The organism is Brucella pseudintermedia, from assembly GCF_008932435.1.
GTDB lineage: Bacteria > Pseudomonadota > Alphaproteobacteria > Rhizobiales > Rhizobiaceae > Brucella > Brucella pseudintermedia.
Genome location: NZ_WBWE01000008.1, coordinates 135,750 through 160,121, shown reverse-complemented (window position 1 = coordinate 160,121; position 24,372 = coordinate 135,750). Strand labels below are relative to the sequence as shown.

The following is a 24,372-nucleotide window of genomic DNA, read 5'->3' as shown; positions in this document are numbered from 1 at the left end:
CGGTCCTCAGGCGTTCCACTTGGTCCGCTGACGAAGAGCCAGGAGAACCAGCGACATGGCGATAATGACAACGAAGAACACCACGGCAATCGCCGATGCATAGCCAATGTCGTAATAGGAAAACGCCACATTATAGAGATAGATATTGATGGTTTCCGATGCGGTTCCCGGCCCGCCCTGCGTCATCGCATAGATGATGTCGAAGCTTTTCAGCGCATCGATCGAACGAATAATGACGGCCACCATGATGAACGGCAGGATCATCGGCAACGTGATGTAGCGGAACTTCTGCCAGCCATTGGCGCCATCAATTTCCGCGCTTTCAAACGGATCGCGCGGCATGGAGGCAAGCCCGCCAAGCACGATCAGCATGACAAGCGGCGTCCACTGCCAGGTTTCCACAAGCACCAGCGACGGGATTACCGTGTTCTGGTTGAATATCCATTCCTGCGGCGGAATGCCGACCAGTGACAGAAGATAGTTCAGAACGCCGAGCTGCGGATGATACATCATCGTCCAGACCAGCGCGACAGCCACCGGCGTCGCCATCATCGGCATGACGAAGATGCCGCGCAGCAGTCCGCGCATCGGCAGCTTGCTGTCAAAGACCAGTGCTGCGACCGTCCCCAGAATCATCGGGGCCACGACCGACAGAACCGTATAGACAACCGTATGCCACATGGATTCCCAGAAGCGCATGTCGGCGGCAAGACGCAGATAATTGTCGAAGCCGACAAAGCTTTGCTCGCCGCCAAGCTGCCACTGGTTGGCACTCATCCAGAGCGTAAACACCCATGGGAAGACGATCACCGCCCCGACGGTGATCAAGGCTGGAAGAACAAACGGCCAGTAGCTTGGCCGCAAGCGGCTCTTGCCTGTCTTTGTGAAGGAAGCTGCGGCGGCAGCTTCCGTTTTTGCTCCAGTCGGGGCGGCAGATGTCATTTTCCTTCGCTCCGTGCGAGGACCGGACGGAATTCTTCCGTCGCGCGTTTCATTTCAGCTTCCGCGTCGGCGCCGTTCAGCAGATTGGTGAGGCCAACACCGATGATGTCGCGGAATTCCGTGACAGGCACGATGACCGGCAGGCAGAGCTGGCTGATCGGAGCCGACTTCGACAAGGCTTCCACCCAGCCTTCCGGCATGGTGACGCCCTTGCGCACAGCCTCGTCATCAATGACGGACTTGCGGAACGGAACGCCCGATCCCGACTGCAACAGGCGGGCGCCCATCTCCTTGGAAATGGCCCACTGGCAATAGAGGTAAGCAGCTTCCTTGTTCTTGGATGCTTCGGTCACGCCGATGCCGTCGCCTGTCGTCGGTGCTGCCTGTGCATTCGGGCCTGCCGGCATGACGCCATAACCGACCTTGCCGACGACGCGCGACTTGTTCGGGTCTTCGAGCGGCGGCGCAAAACCGATGCCGTCGAGCCACATGCCGACGCGGCCTTGCAGGAAGTTCGACTGGCATTCGGCCCAGTTGAAGCCCGCAACGCCGGGAGGCGCCGATTTGGTCATAAGGCGCTGGTAGAGCTTTGCGGCTTCAATGCCTTCCGGCGAATCCGTCTGGAGGTTGCCATCGGCATCAACCGACTGCTTGCCATAGCCGAGCAAGAGGCTGGTATAGACCGGCGCATTGGCATTCTTCATGCCGCGCGCGACGAAACCATAGGTGTTGGTCGACGGGTCGGTGAGCGCTTCGGCGGCAGCGACCAGTTCCTCAAAGGTCTTCGGGAATTCGATGCCCTTGGCGGCAAAGAGTTCCTTGTTCCAGTAGATGATCCAGTAATCGACCGAGAATGGCAGCGCGCCGAAACGGCCATTGGCGTCCTTGGCGAAGGTCAGGCCAGCGCTTGCGAAATCATCTTCCGTGAGCGATGCATCCGTCAGCGTCGGGTCTTTCAGGAACGGGTTCAGGTCGGCAAGCCAGCCGCCCTTCTCAAACTGGCGCTTCTGAACGTGATAGCTGATATGGATGACGTCGAAGCTCGGGCGGCCGGACGTCAGCTCGATCACCGCCTTCTGGCGCTGCTGCTGTTCCGGCATCTGCTCGGAATGCACCTTGATGCCGGTGAGTTCCTCGAATTCCTTCTGGTATTTCTGAAGGATTTCACCACGCGGGCTCTTGATGAGGTTTACTTCAAGCGTGGTTCCGGCAAATTTCTTCCAGTCGACTTTCGACTGGGCGAAAGACGGGCTGATGCCGGTCATGCCCGATGCGGCGATTGCCGCCGATCCAGCCAGGAATTGCCGGCGTGTTGGACGTAATAGGTTCATTGCTTACTCCTCCCCAAATATTCCGTCGGTCCGGCAACTCCTCTTGCCGGGCCTTGGTTGTCAAATCTGCAAAGCCAGTTTCCGCGCATTGTTGATGTGAACGGCGATCGCATCCATGGCGGTTTGCGGATCGCGTGTCTCGATTGCAGCGAGGACGGCCAGATGTTCCTGCATGACCGGTATAACGCGGCCAGTGATGCGGAAACGCTCCTGATTGATCAGGCGCATCTTGATCGTGTTCGTCTGATAGGCGCGCCAGATGATCTCATTATCGAGCGAGCCGACAATCGTATCGTGCAGGCTCCAGTCGATAGTCTGCGCCCGCGCTTCGAGTTCCGGCGTCTCACCTTCCGCCATCGCGCGTTCCAGAGTTTCCTCATGTTCCGCGCGCAATGCGCGCAGCAATTCGTCGGAGGCCGATTGGCAAAAGATCGCAACCGATTCTTTCTCGATGAAAAGGCGGAACTGAAACGCTTCGCGGATCAGATTGAGGTCGATATGGGCGATCTGGAGCCCCCGCTGCGGCACGGTCTTGATAAGGCCTTCCGCTTCAAGGCGGGGGATGAGTTCGCGGATCGCGCCGAGCGGCAAGCCCGTCATGGTGACGAGCTGGCGCTGCGAAACGAACTGGCCCGGATGAAAATCACGCGCCAGCAAATGCTGGGTGAAGCTCTGGTAAGCCTTATCCCGCAGTTTCACCGGCTCGTTGTGATCTTCCGCCAAATCCGTTCCCCCTCTATCCTTTCCGGCTTATGCCGCCTTCAGGCCGCTTTTGCCATATGCAAACGGTCGAATACACTGCCAATTGCATCGAAGTCCGCATCATTGAGTGAAATCAGGGGCGCGCGCACACGGCGCCATTCCTTGTCGCCCGTATGGCGCGCCACCATGGCCTTCACCGCTGGCGTCACCGGATAGTTCAGCAATTGCCGTACCGCGGCCACCAGTTCGGCATCGTCCTTCCCCTCATTGATCATGCGCAGAAGACGGTCGGGGAACAGGTTGGCCATGCCGGAAATCGCGCCCTGCCCGCCGAGACGAACACCTGCGGCCAGATCACGCTCGTCGCCGATCAGGATCGCGATGTCCTTGTGCGCCGCGAGCAGTTTTTCGGTATAGGCCCAGTTGCCAGAAGAGTCCTTCACGCCAATGATGACGTCGCCAAGGGCTGCGCGCAAGCGGCTGATCAGATCGACCGAAAGCTCGACCGCTGTAACCGAGGGAATATTGTAGAGAATGATGCCGCGAGCATCTTCACCCAAGCCTTTGAAGACAGACGAGAACCAGTTGAACAGGCCTTCATCGGACAGGTTCTTGAAATAGGAAGGGGGCGCCAGAAGAATGGCCTTGCAGCCGCGGCGCAGCCCATCGCCAGCTTGAAGAACGGCGTCGGCAACCGAATTTTCCATCACACCGACGACGATGCTGGACGCCGGAAAACCGTCTGCAACAAATGCATCGAGCAGAGCGGCGCGTTCGGCATCGGCAATCGACGAACCTTCGCCCGTGGTGCCGAACAGGGTTACGCTCGAGCAGCCATTATCGAGCCGCGCATGTGCGTGCTTCAGCGCACGGCTGACATCGATCTTGCCATCCGCATCGAATGGCGTGGTGAGCGCTGCAGAGAGACCGAAACGCTCCTGCCCCGAATGATCATGTGCCAAAACTGGCTCCTCCCATATTTGAACTTTAAGCTCGCACATACTAACATGTTAGTAAAGAGTCAATTCGAGTTCAGTGGGTAACTACATGATTTTCGGAGAATGGAGAGGAAGAAAATTACCTGAAATGCGAGCCAGTTCAGCGCGCTGACAATCTCCCTCTCCCATCCTGAGGAGCTGTTGAAAAAGCGCCTCGAAGGACGAGGGGGGCAAAGTCTGGAGACAATCAGCTTATCGGTTTGGTACAATACCTGTTTCGATGAAGGAAAGAACTTCCGCCCGGCTTGGCGAACCGGCCCGCCCGCCGAAGCGGGCGCATTTGATGGCGGCTGCGGCACTGGCAAAGCGGATCATGTCGGCGATATCCTTGCCTTCCACCAGACCATGCGCGAAAGCGCCATGGAAGACGTCGCCCGCCGCCAGCGTGTCCACAGCATCCACCTTGAAACCGGGCATATGCGAAACCGGCTCGCCAGCGCCTTCCGCCCAGTAGCAGCCTTCCGCCCCAGCGGTGACCGCTGTGAACACATCATAGCGACGGCTCAGGATCCGGACGCACTCGCGCAAATCCGTCGCGCCCGCGACGCTGCTTGCGGCGGGTTCCGATGCGACGATATGGGTTGCAAGCGGAAGCAGCGTCTCGAGCAGTTTGACGGGCGCGGTATCGGCATCCAATATGGCCGGAATGCCCGCTTCGCGGGCAGCACGCAGCGCGGTTTCAGCCGCCCACGGCCAGCGAACATCGACCATTACGGCAGCATAGGCTCCCGCTGCAATCGGCGGCGCCACATCGGACGGGCTTGCAAGCCTGCGATCATAAAAAGGCACGATGATACGCTCGCCGCCCGCATCAACGAGGATCGACGAAAACGCCGTGCGTACACCTTGCAGCCGCCGGATATAGGCACAATCGATGCCTTCGGCTTGAAGCTCCGCGACGGCGCGATCACCCACCGGGTCAATTCCCGCGGAAGCCCATAGCGCCACATCGCCGCCCAGCCGGGCAATCGCCGCGGCTGCGCTCGAAGCCATGCCTGCCGCGATTTCCACGGCCTCGCGCGGCAGATATTTGCCCGCCGCGTGAGGGAGCGCGTCAAGGCGCAAGATGGTGTCCATGGTGAGGGCACCGACGCAGAGGATTCTGGAGGCCATGGTTACGAAATAAGGCCTTCGGAACGCAATTTCGCCCAGAATTCATCCGGGATCGATTGCTCGAACCAGACCACATTCTGCCTGATCTGTTCCGGCGAGCGGACACCGATCAGAATGGAGCTGACGGCCTCATGCCTCATCGGGAACTGCATGGCTGCAGCGGCAAGCGGAACATGATACTCGTCGCAAATATCATGCAAGCGATTGGTGCGCGCAACGATTTCAGCAGGCGCGTCGGCATAGTCGAACTTCTGTTCGCCGCCGCGCGGCGCAGCCAGAATCCCCGAATTGAACACACCCGCGATGACCAGCGCCATGCCGCGCTTTTGCGCCAATGGCAGGAATTCCTTTTCCGACACCTGATCAAGCAGCGAATAGCGGCCAGCCAGAAGCGAGCAATCAAGATCAGCTTCTTCCAGCGCATCGCGAATGACCTGCCATTCGTTCACGCCGAGACCGAAACCCTTGATATTTCCGGCCTCGCGCAATTCGGCCAGCGCCCGAAATCCGCCGCCCCTGGTCAGCGCGTTCCAGTGATGCTCGTGCCTTTCGGCATGGGTCACGCGGCCAATGTCGTGGACATAAAGCAGGTCGATTTCAGGAAAGCCGAGACGCTGCTGGCTGTCATCGAAACTGCGCATGATGCCGTCATAGCTGTAATCAAAAACCTCGCGAAAATTGAGGCCATTGTGCCAGCCGGAATCGAACGGGTTTTTCGGCAGCGGCGGCGGCAAGGTCCGGCCTGCACGCTCATTGGCCATCAGGCGCCCGACCTTGGTTGAAACAACGGCGCGCTCGCTCTTTTCACGCAGCATATCGCCGAGAAGATGCTCGCTGCGGCCATAGCCATACATCGGTGCACTGTCGTAATACCGGATACCGCTGGCCCAAGCAGCTTCCAGCAAAGCATCGGCGTCGGCGCGGGAAACAGGCGCATAAAGCCCGCCCAAAGGCGCGGTTCCCAGACCAAGCGCGGTGACGGTCAAGCCGGTACGGCCAAGCGTTCGCTTTTCGGATGCCTTCAAATGCATGGATATCTCCTCAACAACGGCGATCGCCGCACTCCTCATTTGGCGATTGATAGAAGCCGGACCGTCGAAGCGCAATTGAAATATATGCACATGCGAACAGATTATTCATGCGCGAATAAAATTACCGCAACAACGGCTATTTTTCTGCAAAACGCGCCTGGATGCTCTGCGACAGCAGGGCGACCGGGCGCGTCGTATCGCCCGGCGGGTTCCAGAGAAGTTCCTCGATCTCGCTGGAGGCAACGGGAACCTGACCGTCCTTCAAAGTCAGGTGAAACAATTCCGCCTCGACCGTCGCATCGGCTTCATTGGCGGCAGGCGCTGCCATTTTCGCGGCATAGCGGAGCTGGCTCTCGTCAATGAGAATGCCGAGCTCTTCCTCGATCTCGCGGATGAGCGCCACTTCAGGCTGCTCCCCCGCATCGATCTTGCCGCCCGGCTGGAAGAAAATCTCGCTGCCGCGCTTGCGCACGAGAAGGAAACGGCCCGCTTCATCGCGGACAATGGCTGCCGAAATTCGAATCGTCTTCATGAGGCCGGACTTTCGTCCCGCGGGCGAATGCCGTCAAGAATGATGGCGCTCACCGCCCGGGCCGTTTCGTCATAAAATCCGGCCTCCTCCGAACGGCGGCCGAGAACGGCTGCGACCTGAACGGAAAAATCCGAATAGTGCTGCGTTACCGCCCATATGGTGAAAATCAGGTGATAAGGATCGACCGGGGCCAGGCGCTTTTCAGCGATCCATCGATGAATGACCGCCGCCTTTTCATCGACCAGTTGCTTCAGATGCCCCTTCAGGAAATCGGAAATCGCCGGTGCGCCGTGCAATATCTCATTGGCAAAGAGGCGCGAAGCCTCCGGTTTCTTCGCCGACATTTCGAGCTTCAACCGGATATAGCGACGCAATTCCTCCAGCGGATCGCCGTCCGGGTCGATATGCTCGAAAGGCTCCAGCCAGCTGGCGAGCGTGTCTTCCAGCACGGTCACATAGATATTCTGCTTGCGCGGGAAATAATAAAGCAGGTTTGGCTTCGACATGCCCGCCTTCTCGGCGATCTGGTCGATGGTCGACCCGCGAAAACCGTAAGCGGAAAAAACCTCCAGCGCTGCATCGAGGATAAGCCTGCGATTGATGCCCTGAATGCGTGTCGCACCTTCCGACCTGTCATTCGACGTCCTGTCGCTTTCGACCGTCTCGGTCCGTGAGTCTGAAGGAGCTGTGGCCATTTGACACCTTTCAGCAGCATAGAATTTTTCAAAAGCGCTTGACCATGTTCAAAGGCTCTTCTAGCCTGCAATTTGACCAACTAGTCAAGTTTTTGCGCAAGGCAAGAATATTGTGGCCAAAGAGCCGGGTCACGGGAACATATATTGGCGGGTGAATGTGGGCCAGAAATATAATGGCCCGGATTTGAACGCCCATACAGAATGCGGAGGCAGAGCGCATGGTGCTCACCAGCAATCTTAGAGTCAACGGCGATCGTCTGTGGGACAGTCTGATGGACATGGCCCGCATCGGCCCCGGTTTGCGCGGTGGCAACAATCGCCAGACCCTGACCAATGAGGATGGCGATGGCCGCAAGCTGTTTCAAAGCTGGTGTGAAAAAGCCGGGCTTTCGATGGGCGTGGACACGATGGGGAACATGTTCTTCACCCGCCCCGGCGAAGATGCGGATGCCGATCCGGTCTATATGGGCAGCCATCTGGACACGCAGCCGACCGGCGGAAAATTCGATGGCGTGCTGGGCGTGCTCGGCGGCCTCGAAGTCATGCGCACGCTCAACGACTTGAACATCAAGACAAAGCGCCCCATCGTCGTCGTCAACTGGACGAATGAGGAAGGCACGCGCTTTGCGCCCGCCATGCTTTCATCGGGTGTTTTTGCCGGTGTCCACGAACAGGAATGGGCTTATCAGCGCACCGACGCCAAGGGCAAGAAATTCGGCGATGAGCTGAAGCGCATCGGCTGGAAAGGTGATGAGCCGGTCGGGCAGCGCAAGATCCATGCGATGTTCGAGCTTCACATCGAACAGGGACCAATCCTCGAAGCGGAACACAAGGATATTGGCGTCGTCACCCACGGCCAGGGGCTGTGGTGGCTGCAAGTGACCCTGACCGGCAAGGAAGCGCATACCGGCTCCACGCCGATGAAGATGCGCAAGAATGCAAGCCTTGGCCTTGGCCGCATGCTGCAGCTTGTCAACGAGATCGCCATGGCGCACCAGCCGGACGCGGTGGGCGGGGTCGGCCATATCGACGTATCGCCCAATTCGCGCAATGTGCTTCCCGGCCAGATCGTTTTTACCGTCGATTTCCGTTCGCCCAACCAGGCTGTGCTGGACGATATGAAAGCGCGTTTTGAAAAGGAAGCGCCGAAGATCGCCGCGGAACTTGGCATCGGCATCGAGATCGAAGTGGCGGGTCATTTCGACCCGGTGACTTTCGATAATGGCTGCGTGGAGGCGATCCGCAATGCGGCGGAACGGCTCGGCTACAGCCACCGCAATATCGTTTCGGGCGCTGGCCATGATGCCTGCTGGATCAACCGCGTCGCGCCGACGGCCATGGTCATGTGTCCTTGCGTGGACGGCCTTAGCCATAATGAAGACGAGGACATTTCGAAAGAATGGGCGTCGGCGGGAACCGACGTGCTTCTGCATGCAGTATTGGAGACCGCTGAAATTGTGAGTTGATTTCGGACCTCTCCGATACTGCTACTGTTCGCAACAAAACCAAAAGGGGAACGACGAACAATGGCAAAGGTCATCAAAGGCGGAACCGTCATCACGGCTGACCGCACCTTTAAAGCCGATGTTCTCATCGAAGGCGAGAAGATCGTTGCCGTCGGCGACAATCTCTCCGGCGATGAAGTGATCGATGCATCCGGCTGCTATATCATGCCCGGCGGCATCGACCCGCACACCCATTTGCAGATGCCCTTCATGGGCACCTATTCCTCCGACGATTTCGATACGGGGACTTCTGCCGCGCTTGCGGGCGGCACGACGATGGTGGTCGATTTCGTCCTCCCCGGCTCGGAAGGCAATCTTCTGGAAGCCTTGCAGGAATGGTTTCAGAAAGCGGGCAAGGCGCGCACCGACTATTCGTTCCACATGGCCATCACCGGCTGGAACGAGCGAACCTTCAATGAAATGGCCGAAGTGGTGAAGCGCGGCATCAATACCTTCAAGCATTTCATGGCCTATAAGGGCGCGCTGATGGTGAATGATGACGAGATGTTCGCCTCGTTCCAGCGCTGCGCGGAACTAGGCGCCATGCCGCTCGTCCATGCCGAAAACGGCGATATCGTCGCGCAGTTGCAGGCGAAACTGCTGGCGGAAGGCAATGACGGGCCGGAGGCGCATGCCTATTCCCGTCCGCCGGAAGTGGAAGGCGAAGCCACCAACCGCGCCATCATGATCGCCGATCAGGCGGGCGTGCCGCTTTATGTCGTGCATGTTTCCTGCGAGCAGAGCCATGAGGCGATCCGCCGTGCCCGCCAGAAGGGGATGCGTGTTTTCGGCGAACCGCTGATCCAGCATCTGACGCTCGATGAGAGCGAATATCACAATCGGGATTGGGACTATGCGGCGCGCCGCGTGATGTCGCCGCCATTCCGCGACAAGGTCAATCAGGACAGTCTGTGGGCCGGCCTTGCAGCGGGAAGCCTGCAATGCGTGGCCACCGACCATTGCGCCTTCACCACCGAACAGAAGCGCTACGGCATCGGCAATTTCACCAAGATTCCCAACGGTACGGGTGGGCTGGAAGAACGCATGCCGGTGCTGTGGACACGCGGCGTGCGCACCGGGCGCCTCACGCCAAATGAATTTGTGGCTGTCACTTCGACCAACATTGCCAAGATCTTGAACATCTATCCGCAGAAAGGCGCGGTGCTGCCGGGTGCGGATGCCGATCTTGTCATCTGGGACCCGGAGGCGACCCGGAAGGTCTCTGCAAAGACCCAGCATTCCTCCATCGACTACAACGTGTTTGAAGGCTTCGAGCTCAAGGGCCTGCCGAAGATGACGCTTTCCCGCGGGCGCATTGCTTTCGACAAGGGCCATGTCACGGCACAGCCGGGCGACGGGCGCTTCATCGAGCGCGAGCCGAATGGCGCCGCCAATCGGGCGCTGTCGCAATGGAAGGAAATCGTCGCGCCGCGCAAGGTGGAGCGCAGCGCCGAACATATGCCGATAGGGGTCTGATACATGGCCATCGTCCAGCTTCGGGAACCGCGCATGAGTTTGAATGACAGCATGGCCCCGGAGAGGGGCGAGGCAAATGCGCAGACCGTGATCGACATCAAAGACCTGTCGCTTGTCTTCGAGACCAATGACGGGCCGGTCCACGCGCTTTCCAATATAGACCTCGCCGTCAAGCGCGGCGAGTTCGTCTCCTTCATCGGGCCTTCGGGATGCGGCAAGACCACGCTGATGCGCGTGGTCGCCGATCTGGAACAGCCCACTTCCGGCTCCGTAACCGTGAACGGAAAAACACCGGAACAGGCCCGCCTCGACCGGTCCTACGGTTATGTCTTTCAGGCGGCGGCGCTGTTTCCCTGGCGCACCATCGAAGACAATATCAGCCTACCGCTGGAGATCATGGGGTTCTCCAAGGCAGACCGGCGCGAGCGGATCGAAAAGAACCTCGCGCTCGTCAATCTTTCGGGCTTCGGCAAGAAATATCCATGGCAGCTTTCAGGCGGCATGCAGCAGCGCGCATCGATTGCCCGTGCGCTGTCCTTCGACCCGGACATGCTGCTGATGGACGAACCTTTCGGCGCGCTGGACGAGATCGTGCGCGACCATCTCAACGAACAGCTCCTCAAGCTATGGGCAGCGACCCGCAAGACCGTGATTTTCGTCACGCATTCGATCCCGGAAGCCGTGTTTCTCTCGACCAAGATTGTCGTCATGAGCCCGCGTCCGGGCCGGATTCATGAAATCATCGATTGCGACCTTGGCCCCGACAGGCCGCTGGAAATCCGGGAATCGGAAGCCTTTCTCAAGATCGCCCATCGCGTTCGCGAAGGGCTTCGGCTGGGGCATATCCATGACTGAGGCCCCCTTCCAGCGCGACAAGCTGATCCCGGTTACGACGATCCTCATCGTCATCATCGCGCTCTGGTATGGGCTTGCGGCGTTTCTCAATGCGCCGTTCGAGCGTGATCAGGCTGCGCGCGCGGGGAGGGAAATCACCTTCTCCACGCTCGTCGCCAACACGATGCATCAGGAGCGGCCGGTGCTGCCTGCGCCGCATCAGGTGGCCGAAGAAATCTGGAAGACCGTCTTCGGGGTCAAGCCCAGCTCCAAGCGCAGCCTCGTCTATCACGGCTGGGTGACGTTATCCTCCACCTTGCTGGGTTTCGTGCTTGGATCGGCGCTCGGCGTTCTCCTTGCTGTCGGCATCGTGCACTCCCGCACGCTCGACAAAAGCCTGATGCCGTGGATCATCACATCGCAGACGATCCCGATCCTCGCCATCGCGCCAATGATTATCGTGGTGCTGAACGCCATCGGCATATCGGGCCTGCTGCCCAAGGCGATCATTTCGACCTATCTCTCCTTCTTCCCGGTCGCTGTCGGCATGGTGAAGGGGCTGAGGTCGCCTGACGTCATGCATCTCGACCTTATGCGCACCTATAATGCATCGAGATCGCAGATATTCTGGAAATTGCGCTGGCCTGCGGCCATGCCGTTTCTCTTCACCTCCATGCAGATCGCGGTCGCTATCAGCCTCGTCGGCGCGATTGTGGGCGAGTTGCCAACCGGCGCGGTCGCCGGTCTCGGCGCGCGCCTGCTTGCAGGTTCTTACTACGGACAGACCGTGCAGATATGGGCGGCACTCGTTGCAGCCGCATTGATGGCCGCTGTTCTCGTGGCCCTGATCGGCATTGCCGCAGGGATCGTCAACCGGCGCATGGGCGCGAAGCCGGAAAGGGCAGCCGCATGATGACAGGCATTCTTTCCGTCGTAGCGCTGATCGCCCTCTCATGGCTGGTCGTGGGTTGGGTGGCAAGCCTGAAGACCCGCAATCCACTCGGCCAGAAGATGCTGGATATCGCGGTGCCCGCGCTGTTCGGCATCGCAATGCTGTTGCTGTGGGAGGTAACGGTCCGGCTCTTCGCCATTCCGCAGGTTCTCCTGCCAGCGCCTTCGGCAATCTGGGCGCGTATCGCGGCGTCCGTGCCGATCCTCTGGGCGGATTTCAGGCAGACATTTCTCAAGGCCGTCATCATCGGCTATGTCGCCGGGTGCGGCCTTGGCTTCATCACCGCCATTATCGCAGACCGTATTCCTTTCCTGCGCAAAGGGCTGCTGCCGCTCGGCAATCTGGCCGCAGCGCTTCCCATTGTCGGCGTCGCGCCGATCATGGTGATGTGGTTCGGCTTCGACTGGCAGTCAAAGGCGGCGGTCGTCATCATCATGACCTTCTTCCCGATGCTGGTGAACACGGTTGCGGGCCTTGCCAGCACCGGGGCGATGGAACGGGACATGATGGAAACCTACGGCTCGAACTACTGGCAGACATTGTTCAAGCTGCGTCTGCCAGCCGCCATGCCCTTCATCTTCAACGCTCTCAAGATCAATTCCACCCTGGCGCTGATCGGCGCGATCGTGGCGGAATTTTTCGGCACGCCGATTGTCGGCATGGGCTTCCGCATCTCCGCCGAAATCGGGCGGATGAATGTGGATATGGTCTGGGCGGAAATCTTTGTGGCTGCGCTTGCCGGATCGCTTTCTTACGGGCTGATCGCGCTGATCGAGCGCAAAGTGACATTCTGGCACCCTTCATACAGGAGGGCATAAGCCTGAATATTTGGCATCCGCAAAAATAAGGTGGACCAAAGTGCATTCCGAAAAGTGGGAACCGGTTTTCGGGCCAAATGCACGTAATAAAAAAAGAACCAGAGGAGAACTGAAAATGAAAAAGGCAATTTCCTTATGCCTTGGCACTGCGGGGCTGGCGCTCGCTCTGATGAGCAGTTCGGCAATGGCTGCCGACAAGCTGACCTTGCAGCTCAAATGGGTGACGCAGGGGCAGTTCGCCGGCTACTACGTGGCCAAGGACAAGGGCTTCTACGAGGAAGAAAATCTGGACGTCGATATCAAGCCGGGCGGGCCTGACGTGGCGCCGCCGCAGGTTATCGCAGGCGGCGGGGCGGATGTCGTGGTCGACTGGATGCCGTCGGCGCTCGCCACCCGCGAAAAAGGCGTCCCGCTCGTCAACATCGCCCAGCCCTTCAAGAAGTCCGGCATGATGCTGACCTGCCGCAAGGACACCAACATCACCAAGCCGGAAGATTTTCGGGGCCGCACGCTTGGCGTGTGGTTTGGCGGCAATGAATATCCTTTCCTGTCCTGGATGAACCACCTGAAAATCCCGACCGAGGGCGGCAAGGACGGCGTGACCGTGCTGAAGCAGGGCTTCAATGTCGACCCGCTGATCCAGAAGCAGGCCGATTGCATTTCCACCATGACCTATAATGAATATTGGCAGGTGATCGATGCAGGCATTCCGGCAGATCAGCTTGTCGTCTTCCCGTATGAGGAACAGGGCGTAGCCACGCTGGAAGACGGGCTTTACGTGCTGGAAAAGAGCCTTGACGATCCGGCAATGGTCGACAAGCTGGCCCGTTTTGTCCGCGCCTCGATGAAGGGCTGGAAATACGCTTCTGAAAATCCGGGCGAGGCAGCGGATATCGTGCTCGACAATGATGCTTCCGGCGCGCAAACCAAGGAGGTTCAGGAGCGTATGGTCAAGGAAATCGGCAAGCTGGTCGACGGTTCCGATGGCACCCTTGACGTGGCAGCCGCTGACCGCACGGTGGAAACCCTTCTCGGCGGCGGTTCCGATCCTGTCATCACCAAGAAACCGGAAGGCGCGTGGACCGCGAAGATCACCGACGCCATGAAGAAGTGATCAAGCTCAAAATGAAAAGAAACCGGCCCAAAAGGCCGGTTTCTTCTTCCAAGTTTACTCCGCGGGTTCAGCAGCGCCGCCGCCTCGCGGCCTTTCCTTGAGCGCCTGGTCGAGTTCCCGCTCAAGCCGCGCTTCTTCCTCTGCCTTGGGCTGCGTGAAGCGCCCGAGCAGGAGGTAGGCGACCGGCGTCACATAGAGCGTCGCGATGGTTGCCAGACCAAGGCCGCCAACGATGACCCAGCCCAGAGCCACGCGGGCTTCCGCACCGGCGCCGCTCGCCAGAATCAGCGGCACGCCGCCAAGAACAGCGCAGATCATCGTCATGCAGACGGGGCGAAGACGAATGTTGGATGCTTCCTCGATTGCCTCGCGCACGCTCAAGCCCTTGTCACGCAATTGATCCGCGAACTCGACGATCAGGATACCGTTCTTGGCCATGATGCCGACCAGAAGCACAAGGCCGATCTGGCTATAGACGTTGAGGCTGGTGCCGGTCAGCAGCATGGCGAAAACCGCGCAACCGAGCCCCAAGGGAACTGTCGCCATCACGATCAGCGCACTGACAAAGCTTTCAAACTGCGCTGCCAGCACCAGAAGAATGATGACGATGGCAAAGCCGAACACCATGGCGAGACCGCTTGACGTTTCGCTGAGCGTTGAAGCTTCCGCCAGCGGAATGATGTGGCTTCCCGGCGGCAACAGGGGCGCTGCGATTTCCTGCGCGGCCTTATAGGCATCGCCCAGGGCGAAATCGTTGCGCAGGTTTGTGGTGATCGAGACCGAACGCTGGCGCGTTTCGCGATCAAGCTGCGGCGGAACCGCTTTTTCGACGACCGAGGCGATGGATGACATCGGCACATAACGGCCGTCCGACGTCTTCATGAAGATGTTTTCAAGATCGGTCGGATCGTTGATCGGATTGGTGGTGGCAACGAGTTTCACATCGAAGCTGCGATCCCCGACATAAACCGATCCGATCTTGCGGCCATCGAGCACCGATTGCACCGCATTGGCGAGGCCGGTGATGTCGATGCCGAGATCAGAGGCCCGCTCGCGATTGATCTCAACGGACAATTGCGGCTGGGTCGCTTCCACGGAAAGGCGCGGCTGCACGAAGCGCGGGTCCTTTTCCAGCGCGGCGACGACCGCCTGCGCCGCAGGCTGCAGCTTGGCATAGTCGCTGCCGACGATGGCAAATTGCAAGCCGTTGCCCGCGCCGCGAATACCAAGGCTGTTGGGCTGGGTGGTAAAGATACGCACCGCCGTTATGCCCTTAATACGCTGGGTGATGTCAGCCATGATTTCCTGCTGGCTGCGCGCGCGTTCCTTCCACGGCGCCAGCGTCAGGACCACAAAGCCGTTATTGGAGGCTCCACCCGAACCCGCAATGGCATAGGTGGTGGTGATTTCACCACTGTCGCGCAGGGGCTGGATCGCCTCCTCGATCTTGTCGAGCTGCGACTGAAGGAACTCGACGCTGATGCCCTGGGGTCCGTTGACCCGCAGCAGCGCAACGGCGCGGTCTTCCGATGGCGTCAGTTCCTGACGGATCAGGCCATAGCCGACATAGGATGCGCCCGCGAAAAGCAAAGCGACGAGCACGACGACAAAAGGCGCTGAAAGACAGATATGCAGCGTCTTTCGGTAAAAGGCAGCAAGTCCCCCGCCGATCCGGCGCAGGAAAAGCGGACCATGGCCGCTGTCCTCGCCATTGCCTTCCTTGAGAAAGCGGGAGGCGAGCATCGGGCAGAGCGTCAGCGCAACCACGGACGACAGGAGGACGGCAATCGCCAGAACGAAACCGAACTCGCGAAACAGGCCGCCTGCCTGACCCGGCAAGAATGAAATCGGCACAAAGACGGCGGCCAATGTGAGCGTGGTGGCGATAACGGCGAAGAAGACTTCCTGCGTGCCGAGCACGGCAGCGGCGCGCGGCCCCATGCCCTGATTGCGGCGCCGGACAACGTTTTCCAGCACCACAATGGCATCGTCCACCACCAGACCCGTGGCGAGCACCAGCGCCAGAAGGGTAAGAATATTGACCGAGAAGCCCGCCAGATAGATGGCTGCAATTGTGCCGATCAGGGCAACGGGCATGGACAGGGCCGGAATGAGCGTGGCGCGTATGTCCCACAGGAACATGAAGATGATGGCAACGACGATGATCACCGACGCGATCAGCGCGATTTCCACCTCGTGGATAGCGCCATTGATGAAGTTCGCGTCGTCACTGGTGACAGCAATATTGACGCCCGCGGGCAAGGTCGTTTGCAGATTGGCGACCGCTGCGCGAATGCCTTGCGAAATGTCGAGCGTATTCGACTGCGCCTGACGGACGATGCCGAGACCGATCGCGGTCTTGCCGTTGGAGCGGACGGCCGAACTTTCGATATCCGGCCCCAGCGTGACGGTCGCGACATCGCGGATCTGCGTGTGTCCGTTGATGTAGACGTTCTCGAAATCCTCCGGCTTTTCCAGATTGGCCGTCGCCCGGACCACGATGGACTGATCGGCGCTGCGCAGCGAGCCCGCCGGCGCATCCAGCCCCATGGAAGATAGCGCGCTGGTTATATCGGCAATGGTCAGACCGTAGCTTGCAAGGCGCGCCTGATTGATGTCGATGCGAAAAATCTTGTCGCGGTCACCATTGACCTGAACGTCCGCAACGCCCGGCACGGCTGACAGGATATCCTGTATCTGGTCTTCCACCAGCACCGTCATGTCGTCGACGGACATGGTGTCCGAGGTCACCGCCAGACGCATCACCGCATCGGCATTGGAGTCTGCCTTGATGATGCGTGAAGGGTCCGCCTCCTCCGGCACGTCATTGGCAACGCGGGAGATCGCATCCCGCATGTCGGCGGCTGCGACATTGAGGTCCACGCCGTCATTGAACTCCACCGTGACGCGGCTTCGTTCAAAGGACGAGGTGGAGGAAATGGATTTCACGCCGGAGACGCGCGCCACGGCGTTTTCGAGAACCTGCGTCAGCTGGCGGTCGATGGTTTCGGCGGACGCGCCCTTGAAGTCCGTGCTGATCGTCACGACGGGCCGGTCGACGTCCGGCAGTTCGCGGATATCGACGCCCGTGAAGGCCGCCAGACCCGCGACAACGATCAGAACGTTGATAACGAATGCAAAGACCGGACGGCGAATGAACAGCGCCGTTGACCCGCCCTTGTCGGATGAAGAATTGTGACCGGTCACGTTGGCATCCTCATCCTGCGGTCCGCTTTGCCGACGCAGGGTCAGCCAATGCCGTGCCCTGTTCGTCCTTCACGCGAACAGGCGCGTCGTCCCGCACGGTCTGGACGCCCTGCGTGACGATCATGTCGCCCTGCTTCACCGGGCCGTCTATGAGGATGTTGGTGGAATTGCGCTGAACGATACGGGCCTCGATTTTCTTGGCCACGCCGTTTTCAACCCGCCAGACATAGGAACCGTCGGCGCCCCACTGAATGGCCAGCGGATCGACCGAAGGATAGCGGTCGCCCGGGAAAAGAACCGTGACGGAGAACGACATGCCTGCACGCAGGCGATCCTCCGTGTTGGGGACTTCTGCGCGCACGTGCAATGTCCGGCTGGCTTCATCCAGCATATTGTCAACAGCGTTGATTTCTCCGCTATAGGTCTCGCCGGGGAAAGCGGTCGATTCCGCGGTCAAAGGCTGGCCTGCCCTGATCTGCGGCGCGAACCGTTCCGGCACCCAGATATCGATCAGAACTTTCGACCGGTCGTCGATGCGGCCGATGGCAGTCTGCGCGGTAATATAGTTGCCCACATTGACGGGAAGGATGCCGACGATGCCGGAAATCGGCGCGCGGACCGTGCGGCGGCTCAAGGCGAGCTGCGCGTCCTGCAAGGCAAGCTGCGCATTGGCAACCGCCAGTTCCGCTTCGACCACCTGGACTTCCGTCGCGGTGTTCGTCGCCCGCAATTTTGCGATGCGCTGGCGGGTCGTCTGCGCATCCTTGAGCGCGGTCTCTGCCTTGGCGACCGCGATCTTCTCGGTCTCGGCATCCAGTTCGGCAATCGGATCGCCTTCGTTCACCATGTCGCCAGCCTTGACGTAAAGCTTCGTCATGTAGCCGCTGGAATATGGCGTTATCGATACGGTGCTGAGAGCCCGTGCCGAACCGATAGCCGTCAACCGGTTGTTGATGGTCTCTTCGCCCGCTGCCTCAACGACGACCAGCGGCGCAGACCGCGCTCCGCCGTTTCTGGGCGCTTCTCCGCCGGTTGCGGCGGCTCCCACAACATCGGACTGGTTCTTGTATGCATACCAGCCACCGGCGGCGGCAGCGGCGATGAGCAGGCACAGGGCAATCTGCTTCCAGGATTTCATTCAGCTCTCCGGCGAGGTTTGCCGTCGCCCTGACGGACCTCGTATTCGAAACCATTATGTCGGGCGCGGAAAATGCCAGCAAATAGTATCAGAATGATGATTGCCTTCACATTGCGCAAATCATGCATCCTCTGGCCGGCGACCTGAGGACACCCAGATTTTTCCTCCCAAGATTTCGCACAGAGCCCCCGGGCCGTCGAGTTAAATTTCGGTAATGCAACGCATGAAGTTCGCGGAAAACGGGTGCGTTTTTAACCGTTTAAACAAAGGTTGTTGGATTTATCGGCCCGCTCCATGTATAGGAGGCTACTTTTATGAATTGCGTTTCGACGGCAGACCGGTTTAGGCACCGCGGCAATTGGGCCGGTTCGCCTTGAATTGGAAGCAGGCTATGGCGGTTGTTGAAAAGACCTCAGACACGGGCGCGCCTTCCCCTGAAGCGGCCTCGCAGACTGCGACCGTCGAGCGGCTCTCTCCAACCCAGTTCACGCGGCTGCCCTGGCGCAACCGGCTTTCAAACAAGCTGCTGCTCCTCACCGCACTCGCCGTGCTGATCACCGAAGTTCTGATTTTCGTCCCCTCCGTGGCCAGCATGCGCGTGCGCTGGATGAGTTCCCGGCTCGACACGGTGGGCGCCGTCAGCGAGGTGCTGGCTGCCAGCGGCAATATGGACGTGCCGCGCGAAATCCAGAACAAGGTGCTTCTGGCCACCGGCACCAAGGCCATTGCCATGCGGGAAGCGGGCGCATCGCGCCTGCTCGCCATGTCAGAAGTTCCCGGCAAGATCGATCAGGTCATCGATCTCAACAATATCAGCGAAGCGGCGGCCATATGGGACGCATTCGGCACATTGTTCAATGGCGGGGACAGAACGCTGCGAATCTTCGGTTCGGTTTCGTCCGGTTCTCCCGACCGCATCATTGAAATTGTAACCTCCGATGCGCCGCTTCGTCATGCCATGCTCGTCTATGCGCGCAACGTGACTTTCATATCCCTCATCATTTCCGTGATAGCGGCCAGCCTGATCTACCTGATCATTCATGAAATGCTGTTGCGGCCGGTGCGCATCATGCATCGCAACATGATCGACTTCGCGTCGTCACCCGACAACCCCGCGCTCATTCTCGTTCCGGAAAACCGCAAGGATGAATTCGGCATCGCCCAGCGCCAGATATCCCATATCCAGAGCGACCTTCAACGCACGCTGAAGGAACAGAAGCATCTGGCCGACCTCGGCCTCGCCGTTTCCAAGATCAACCACGACATGCGCAATATCCTGGCGTCGGCGCAGTTGATGTCGGACAGGCTTGCCGACACCGAAGACCCGATGGTGCAGCGGTTCGCGCCCAAGCTCATTCGCACGCTCAGCCGCGCGATCAGCTATTCCGAAAGCGTGATGGCCTATGGCCGCTCGCAGGAAGCGCCCCCGCGTCCGCGCCGCGTTCTGCTGCACGCAATCATCGCGGATGTGCAGGAAACGCTCAGCCTCCGCTCGGAAAGCAACATAGAGTTCGAAAACCTTGTCCCCGAAGATTTCGAGCTGAATGTCGATTCGGAGCAGCTATTTCGCGTCCTGAGCAATCTGTGCCGAAATTCCGTTCAGGCAATGGAGCGTGACCAGACGAGCGATGTCGCCACGGTCAAGCGACTCACGATTTCCGCGGGAAGAATCGGCACAACGACCATTATCGGCGTCGAGGATACCGGCCCCGGTCTGCCGCAAAAGGCGCGCGACAACCTTTTCACGGCGTTCCGCGGCTCGACGCGCAGCGACGGCACCGGCCTGGGGCTTGCCATCGCGCAGGAACTGGTCCGCGCCCATGGCGGCACGATCGAGCTTCGGGAAGACCGGCCCGTTGGCGCGCATTTCGAGATTCGCATCCCTGATTTGCAGATGCGCTACGAAGACCGCAGCAACCAGCGCACCGAAGAGAATGCCTAGACGCCCGCCGTGGTGCCGGCTCTGGCCGAAAAGCCCGGAAATGCAAGGCCTGACAAGAAATCTTCACAGAACCACATTTTTTTCTAAGAAGACGCTTGCATTTAGCGATTTGTCCGATTATCAACCGCCCATCGCCGCAGCGAGCGGCACCAAGGCAAGCACCCGTAGCTCAGCTGGATAGAGCACCAGACTACGAATCTGGGGGTCAGAGGTTCGAATCCTTTCGGGTGCGCCATTCTTTTCTCCATAAGTATTTGAATTATTTGGCTATTTCCGACAAGGAAGTTTGCCCCCTTCCATTGTTACTCTGGCAACGTGCCCCTTCCCGACTCGACATAGTGTCGTATTTTCCTCATAGTTATGAATGTGGGTTGGGGAGAACAATATGATTTCAAGACGTGCTTTATTCATCGGACTTTTAGGAACGCTAGCGACCAGAACGGCTGAAGCAACCCCCGGAGCAGTCAACAGGCAGGGATGCCATGGCCGGCCGCGCCATTGTCATGCGCCGTCCGAGATCAGAAAATCACGCAAACGTCGGTTCGTTCCGGGAAACTTTTTCAAACCAGCCAAACGGAAGCGGCGCTCAAAGCGTTAGCCTCGCATATGCGACCGTCTTTCGATAAAGATGCCATGTTGCATGTCCAAGGATGGGCAGCACCACCGCCAGTCCGGCAAACATGGTGGCAAAGCCCACGACCAGCATGACGGTTACAATTGCCGCCCAAAGCAGCGACTCCGCCGGGTTGCGCCAGACCACGCGCAACGATGTCGCGATGGCCGCCGCCGCACCGCAATCCTGATCAAGCAGCATCGGGAAGGTGACGATCGTCAGGCACAGGACAGCGATTGCAAAAAGCAAGCCGATGCCGCAGCCAGCGAAAATCAGACTGCGTCCCTCTTCCGTTGACAATACCTGGTTCATCAGCACCGAGAAGCTTTCGGGCGGCATGGGGCCGAAATAGTGAACATAGAGATTTTGGGCGACCAACAGCCACGCAATGAATATTGCGAAAAGGAAGGAACCGACGGCCACAATAGACGGCAATGCCGGGGAATGGCTGACATCGAAAGCCCGCCTCCAGCTCGCATCCAGTTTTTCCTCGCGGCGCCTGCTCATTTCATAAAGCGGCAAGGCCGCAACCGGCCCGATCAAGGCGAAGCCGGACATCAGCGGAAACAGAAGCGGCAGCGCATTTGCGTTCGTGCTCCAATAGGTGATGAACAACCCCGCCAGCGGATATATGAGACAAAGAAAAACGTAATGCGACGGCTTCGCCCAGAAGTCGTCGAATCCCATACGCAGGGCATCGAATACATCCGCCATCTGGATGCGTTTGACGTCCGGGTAAAAGTCTGACTGGTCTCGACCTGCAATAACATGAAACTGTGCCATGACGCTCCTCCTGCGGGTTGGGCAGTCCTGACGGCAAGGGCGGCGGTCAGGACATGGCCTGCACCCAATTTCGGGCTTTCACATGATCAGCGGATAATCCGCGTGAAGCCCTGACAATCAGGCAACCAGTATACATCGAAAAGACCGGCTGCGAAAGAAAAGCCGCGTGACAGCCGGATGCTCGTCCAACTGAGCAAATGGACGGTTTCACCCGGATCAACCAAATATGATCTGTTCATTGAGCCACACTGTGCTAGTGCCATTCACGGGAAATAGCAGCGCGGGAATGCGATTAAATGGAATGGATTCCTATAGGCTTGATGGCCTTCAAGGTTATCGTGTTGGGCGTGGCCATGTTCTTCGCCATCAAGTTTCATTATGACGAGGGCAAGAAGAAGAAAAACAAGGAAGGCGGGACGTAAGAGCCCGTATCGATCCCCTTCGATTTGATCGACAGGCTGGAGCAAACCGGCATTTCAGAACGGGATAAGAAAAGGCAGTGCCAGATTTGTGCCGCACCCGTGTAAGCCGGTGCGCATCTGTTCTTCATCCCTCGACAGGGTGGAACCAAATTTGCCTTGAATGTCCGGGGAATAATGGTGCTGCGAGAGAGGATTGAACTCTCGACCTCTCCCTTACCAAGGGAGTGCTCTACCACTGAGCTACCGCAGCAATCTCTTGAGTGCGGCGGACTTCTGCCACATCATTACGCAAATCGCAAGCAAGCAATTGCATTTCTTTTCACATAATGTGGAAATCTGCAGGACACGCATCTGAAAGCCGCTTTTCCGGCCCTTTTTCACGTAGTAGAAGACCGTCATGAGCGAAAATACGACCAACAAAGAGAAACAAATCCAGTCCGACCAGCGCAAAAAGCGCCGTGCCGAGGAGCTGCGTGCGAATCTGATGCGCCGGAAAGCGCAGTTGAGATCGCGGCGCGCCGGCGAAGCCGACGAACGAAACGACGGCATTACCGCCGCCTCCGGCGATACTGAGTGAGAATCACAGCAGCAAAGCCTTCCTTGAAGATAGGGAGGCTCTGCGGTAAAAGCTCATTTCTGTTCCTGGCCGCTATATCGTCCTCTCGTGATTCGTAATCGACGTAATTTGGCCGCAAGACTCGTAATTTCATGATGCAACGCCTCCGCGCCGCGACGGCCGCCGGATTTGGTGCAAATATATCGGGCAAGGTATCGGCCCAGAAGGTGACACAGCATGGATCGCATCAAAATCGTCGGTGGCAACAAGCTCAACGGCATCATTCCGATCTCCGGCGCAAAAAATGCCGCTCTCCCCTTGATGATCGCCTCGCTTCTGACCGACGATACGCTGACGCTTGAGAATGTGCCGCATCTGGCCGACGTCGAGCAGTTGATCCGCATCCTCAGCAATCACGGTGTCGACTATTCGGTGAACGGACGCCGCGAGCACCAGAACGGCGCCTATTCGCGCACCATCCACTTCACCGCCCGCAACATCGTCGACACGACCGCGCCTTATGAACTGGTGTCGAAAATGCGGGCGAGCTTCTGGGTCATCGGCCCGCTTCTGGCGCGCACCGGCGAGGCAACCGTGTCGCTGCCGGGCGGCTGCGCCATCGGCACCCGCCCCGTGGATTTGCTGCTGGAATCGCTCCAGGCGCTGGGCGCGGAAATCGACATTGAAAACGGCTACGCCAAGGCGCGCGCGCCGAAGGGCGGCCTTGTCGGCGCACGCTACCGCTTTCCGAAAGTCTCCGTCGGCGCAACCCATGTCATGCTGATGGCTGCGGCTCTCGCCAAGGGTGAGACCATCATCGAAAATGCGGCCCGCGAGCCGGAAGTCGTCAATCTTGCCGACTGCCTCAATGCGATGGGCGCAAAGATCAGCGGCGCGGGCACCAGCACCATCCATGTGGAAGGCGTGACCAGCCTTTCGGGCGCACGCGTTCGCGTCATTCCCGACCGTATCGAAACCGGCACCTATGCAATGGCAGTCGCCATGACGGGCGGCGACGTGCTTCTGGAAGGCGCGCAGGAAAGCCTGCTGTCGTCGGCGCTGGACACGCTGCGTCAGGCGGGTGCCGAGATCACCGAGACCAATAGCGGCCTGCGCGTGGTGCGCAACGGCCACGGCATCCAGCCGGTCGATGTCACCACCGACCCCTTCCCCGGCTTCCCGACCGATTTGCAGGCGCAGTTCATGGGCCTGATGACCAAGGCGAAGGGAACGTCGCGCATCACGGAAACGATTTTTGAAAATCGCTTCATGCACGTGCAGGAGCTGGCGCGTCTCGGCGCAAAAATCTCCCTGTCCGGGCAGACGGCAACCGTCGAAGGCGTGGAGCGCCTGAAGGGTGCGCAGGTGATGGCGACGGATCTGCGCGCATCGGTTTCTCTGGTGATCGCGGGCCTCGCCGCCGAGGGCGAAACCATGGTCAATCGCGTCTATCATCTGGATCGCGGCTTCGAGCGACTGGAAGAAAAGCTGTCGCGCTGCGGCGCGTCGGTCGAACGCATCAGCGGTTGATGTGAGCAGCCGGAGCGACATTCGTTGCTCCGGCTTTTTTCTGGCTGGCGTTATCGGAACAGCGACAGGCTTGAAAAGCCTGTCGATTTTTTTGTTTCGGCGTGCCAAGTTGATAATCGACCGGGTGGGTGCAGGACC

General features: G+C 59.1%; 21 protein-coding genes and 2 tRNA genes. 11 read left to right on the top strand and 12 right to left on the bottom strand.

Features of this window, described 5'->3' with window-relative positions; all coding sequences use genetic code 11:
* Positions 1–6: 6 nt before the first annotated feature.
* From F9K78_RS12265 to rutR, 8 genes are all read right to left on the bottom strand, one after another.
* Positions 7–942, bottom strand: a complete 936-nt coding sequence (locus tag F9K78_RS12265) for a carbohydrate ABC transporter permease (RefSeq protein ID WP_121985670.1) — start codon at positions 940–942, stop codon at positions 7–9.
* Positions 939–2,273 (bottom strand): ABC transporter substrate-binding protein, encoded by a 1,335-nt coding sequence (locus F9K78_RS12260; RefSeq protein WP_121985671.1) that lies wholly within the window; start codon positions 2,271–2,273, stop codon positions 939–941. Before F9K78_RS12260 ends, F9K78_RS12265 begins: the two co-directional genes overlap by 4 nt.
* Before the next feature lie 60 nt (positions 2,274–2,333).
* Positions 2,334–2,996, bottom strand: a complete 663-nt coding sequence (locus F9K78_RS12255) for a GntR family transcriptional regulator (RefSeq protein WP_006466008.1) — start codon at positions 2,994–2,996, stop codon at positions 2,334–2,336.
* A gap of 38 nt (positions 2,997–3,034) precedes the next feature.
* Positions 3,035–3,937, bottom strand: coding sequence for a dihydrodipicolinate synthase family protein (locus tag F9K78_RS12250; protein WP_121985672.1), 903 nt, complete (start codon positions 3,935–3,937; stop codon positions 3,035–3,037).
* Positions 3,938–4,165: 228 nt separating this feature from the next.
* Positions 4,166–5,086: a PfkB family carbohydrate kinase gene (locus F9K78_RS12245; protein WP_121985673.1), complete on the bottom strand. Its 921-nt coding sequence runs from the start codon at positions 5,084–5,086 to the stop codon at positions 4,166–4,168.
* A 2-nt stretch (positions 5,087–5,088) separates the two neighbouring features.
* Positions 5,089–6,117, bottom strand: coding sequence for an aldo/keto reductase (locus F9K78_RS12240; protein WP_121982871.1), 1,029 nt, complete (start codon positions 6,115–6,117; stop codon positions 5,089–5,091).
* A gap of 136 nt (positions 6,118–6,253) precedes the next feature.
* Positions 6,254–6,649: an NUDIX hydrolase gene (locus F9K78_RS12235; protein ID WP_121985674.1), complete on the bottom strand. Its 396-nt coding sequence runs from the start codon at positions 6,647–6,649 to the stop codon at positions 6,254–6,256.
* Entirely contained in the window at positions 6,646–7,344 is a 699-nt protein-coding gene (gene rutR, locus F9K78_RS12230) for an HTH-type transcriptional regulator RutR (RefSeq protein ID WP_121985675.1), read from the bottom strand. Before rutR ends, F9K78_RS12235 begins: the two co-directional genes overlap by 4 nt.
* A gap of 218 nt (positions 7,345–7,562) precedes the next feature.
* Here rutR and F9K78_RS12225 point away from each other — a divergent pair, with 218 nt between their 5' ends.
* The 6 genes from F9K78_RS12225 to F9K78_RS12200 all read left to right on the top strand — a co-directional run bounded on the left by F9K78_RS12225 (position 7,563) and on the right by F9K78_RS12200 (position 14,043).
* Positions 7,563–8,810 (top strand): Zn-dependent hydrolase, encoded by a 1,248-nt coding sequence (locus F9K78_RS12225; protein ID WP_121985676.1) that lies wholly within the window; start codon positions 7,563–7,565, stop codon positions 8,808–8,810.
* A gap of 60 nt (positions 8,811–8,870) precedes the next feature.
* Positions 8,871–10,325 carry a dihydropyrimidinase gene (hydA, locus tag F9K78_RS12220; protein WP_121982867.1) on the top strand — a complete coding sequence of 485 codons (1,455 nt, stop codon included), beginning with the start codon at positions 8,871–8,873 and terminating at the stop codon, positions 10,323–10,325.
* A gap of 51 nt (positions 10,326–10,376) precedes the next feature.
* A complete protein-coding gene (locus F9K78_RS12215; RefSeq protein ID WP_376903272.1) occupies positions 10,377–11,180 on the top strand; it encodes an ABC transporter ATP-binding protein in 804 nt (267 codons plus the stop codon).
* Positions 11,173–12,072: an ABC transporter permease gene (locus tag F9K78_RS12210; protein ID WP_151682223.1), complete on the top strand. Its 900-nt coding sequence runs from the start codon at positions 11,173–11,175 to the stop codon at positions 12,070–12,072. Before F9K78_RS12215 ends, F9K78_RS12210 begins: the two co-directional genes overlap by 8 nt.
* Positions 12,069–12,929, top strand: coding sequence for an ABC transporter permease (locus F9K78_RS12205; protein WP_121985678.1), 861 nt, complete (start codon positions 12,069–12,071; stop codon positions 12,927–12,929). Before F9K78_RS12210 ends, F9K78_RS12205 begins: the two co-directional genes overlap by 4 nt.
* Before the next feature lie 115 nt (positions 12,930–13,044).
* Positions 13,045–14,043: an ABC transporter substrate-binding protein gene (locus F9K78_RS12200; RefSeq protein ID WP_121985679.1), complete on the top strand. Its 999-nt coding sequence runs from the start codon at positions 13,045–13,047 to the stop codon at positions 14,041–14,043.
* Between the two features lie 54 nt (positions 14,044–14,097).
* Here the strand turns inward: F9K78_RS12200 and F9K78_RS12195 are convergent, their stop codons facing one another.
* Both F9K78_RS12195 and F9K78_RS12190 read right to left on the bottom strand, forming a co-directional pair.
* The gene (locus tag F9K78_RS12195) at positions 14,098–17,250 is read right to left on the bottom strand and encodes an efflux RND transporter permease subunit (protein WP_121985680.1); all 3,153 of its coding nucleotides are present in this window, start codon (positions 17,248–17,250) and stop codon (positions 14,098–14,100) included.
* Positions 17,251–17,260: 10 nt separating this feature from the next.
* Complete coding sequence (locus tag F9K78_RS12190; protein WP_121985681.1) at positions 17,261–18,388, bottom strand: efflux RND transporter periplasmic adaptor subunit; 1,128 nt, start codon at positions 18,386–18,388, stop codon at positions 17,261–17,263.
* 391 nt (positions 18,389–18,779) lie between these two features.
* Between F9K78_RS12190 and F9K78_RS12185 the strand changes: the two genes are divergently transcribed.
* Together F9K78_RS12185 and F9K78_RS12180 are read left to right on the top strand one after the other, a co-directional pair.
* A complete protein-coding gene (locus tag F9K78_RS12185; protein ID WP_151682222.1) occupies positions 18,780–20,330 on the top strand; it encodes a sensor histidine kinase in 1,551 nt (516 codons plus the stop codon).
* 158 nt (positions 20,331–20,488) lie between these two features.
* Positions 20,489–20,565, top strand: a tRNA-Arg gene (locus F9K78_RS12180).
* A 351-nt stretch (positions 20,566–20,916) separates the two neighbouring features.
* Here F9K78_RS12180 and F9K78_RS12175 read toward each other — a convergent pair.
* Positions 20,917–21,726 (bottom strand): DUF2189 domain-containing protein, encoded by an 810-nt coding sequence (locus F9K78_RS12175; RefSeq protein WP_121985682.1) that lies wholly within the window; start codon positions 21,724–21,726, stop codon positions 20,917–20,919.
* Between the two features lie 296 nt (positions 21,727–22,022).
* Between F9K78_RS12175 and F9K78_RS22235 the strand changes: the two genes are divergently transcribed.
* Positions 22,023–22,148, top strand: coding sequence for a hypothetical protein (locus tag F9K78_RS22235; protein ID WP_006465979.1), 126 nt, complete (start codon positions 22,023–22,025; stop codon positions 22,146–22,148).
* Positions 22,149–22,323: 175 nt separating this feature from the next.
* On the opposite strand, the gene F9K78_RS12170 is transcribed toward F9K78_RS22235, so the two are convergent.
* Positions 22,324–22,398: transfer RNA gene (locus tag F9K78_RS12170), tRNA-Thr, on the bottom strand.
* A 147-nt stretch (positions 22,399–22,545) separates the two neighbouring features.
* Here F9K78_RS12170 and F9K78_RS12165 point away from each other — a divergent pair.
* Positions 22,546–22,725: a hypothetical protein gene (locus F9K78_RS12165; RefSeq protein WP_121985683.1), complete on the top strand. Its 180-nt coding sequence runs from the start codon at positions 22,546–22,548 to the stop codon at positions 22,723–22,725.
* Positions 22,726–22,941: 216 nt separating this feature from the next.
* On the top strand, positions 22,942–24,234 hold the full coding sequence (gene murA, locus F9K78_RS12160; protein WP_121982858.1) for a UDP-N-acetylglucosamine 1-carboxyvinyltransferase: 1,293 nt from the start codon (positions 22,942–22,944) through the stop codon (positions 24,232–24,234).
* Positions 24,235–24,372 lie beyond the last annotated feature (138 nt).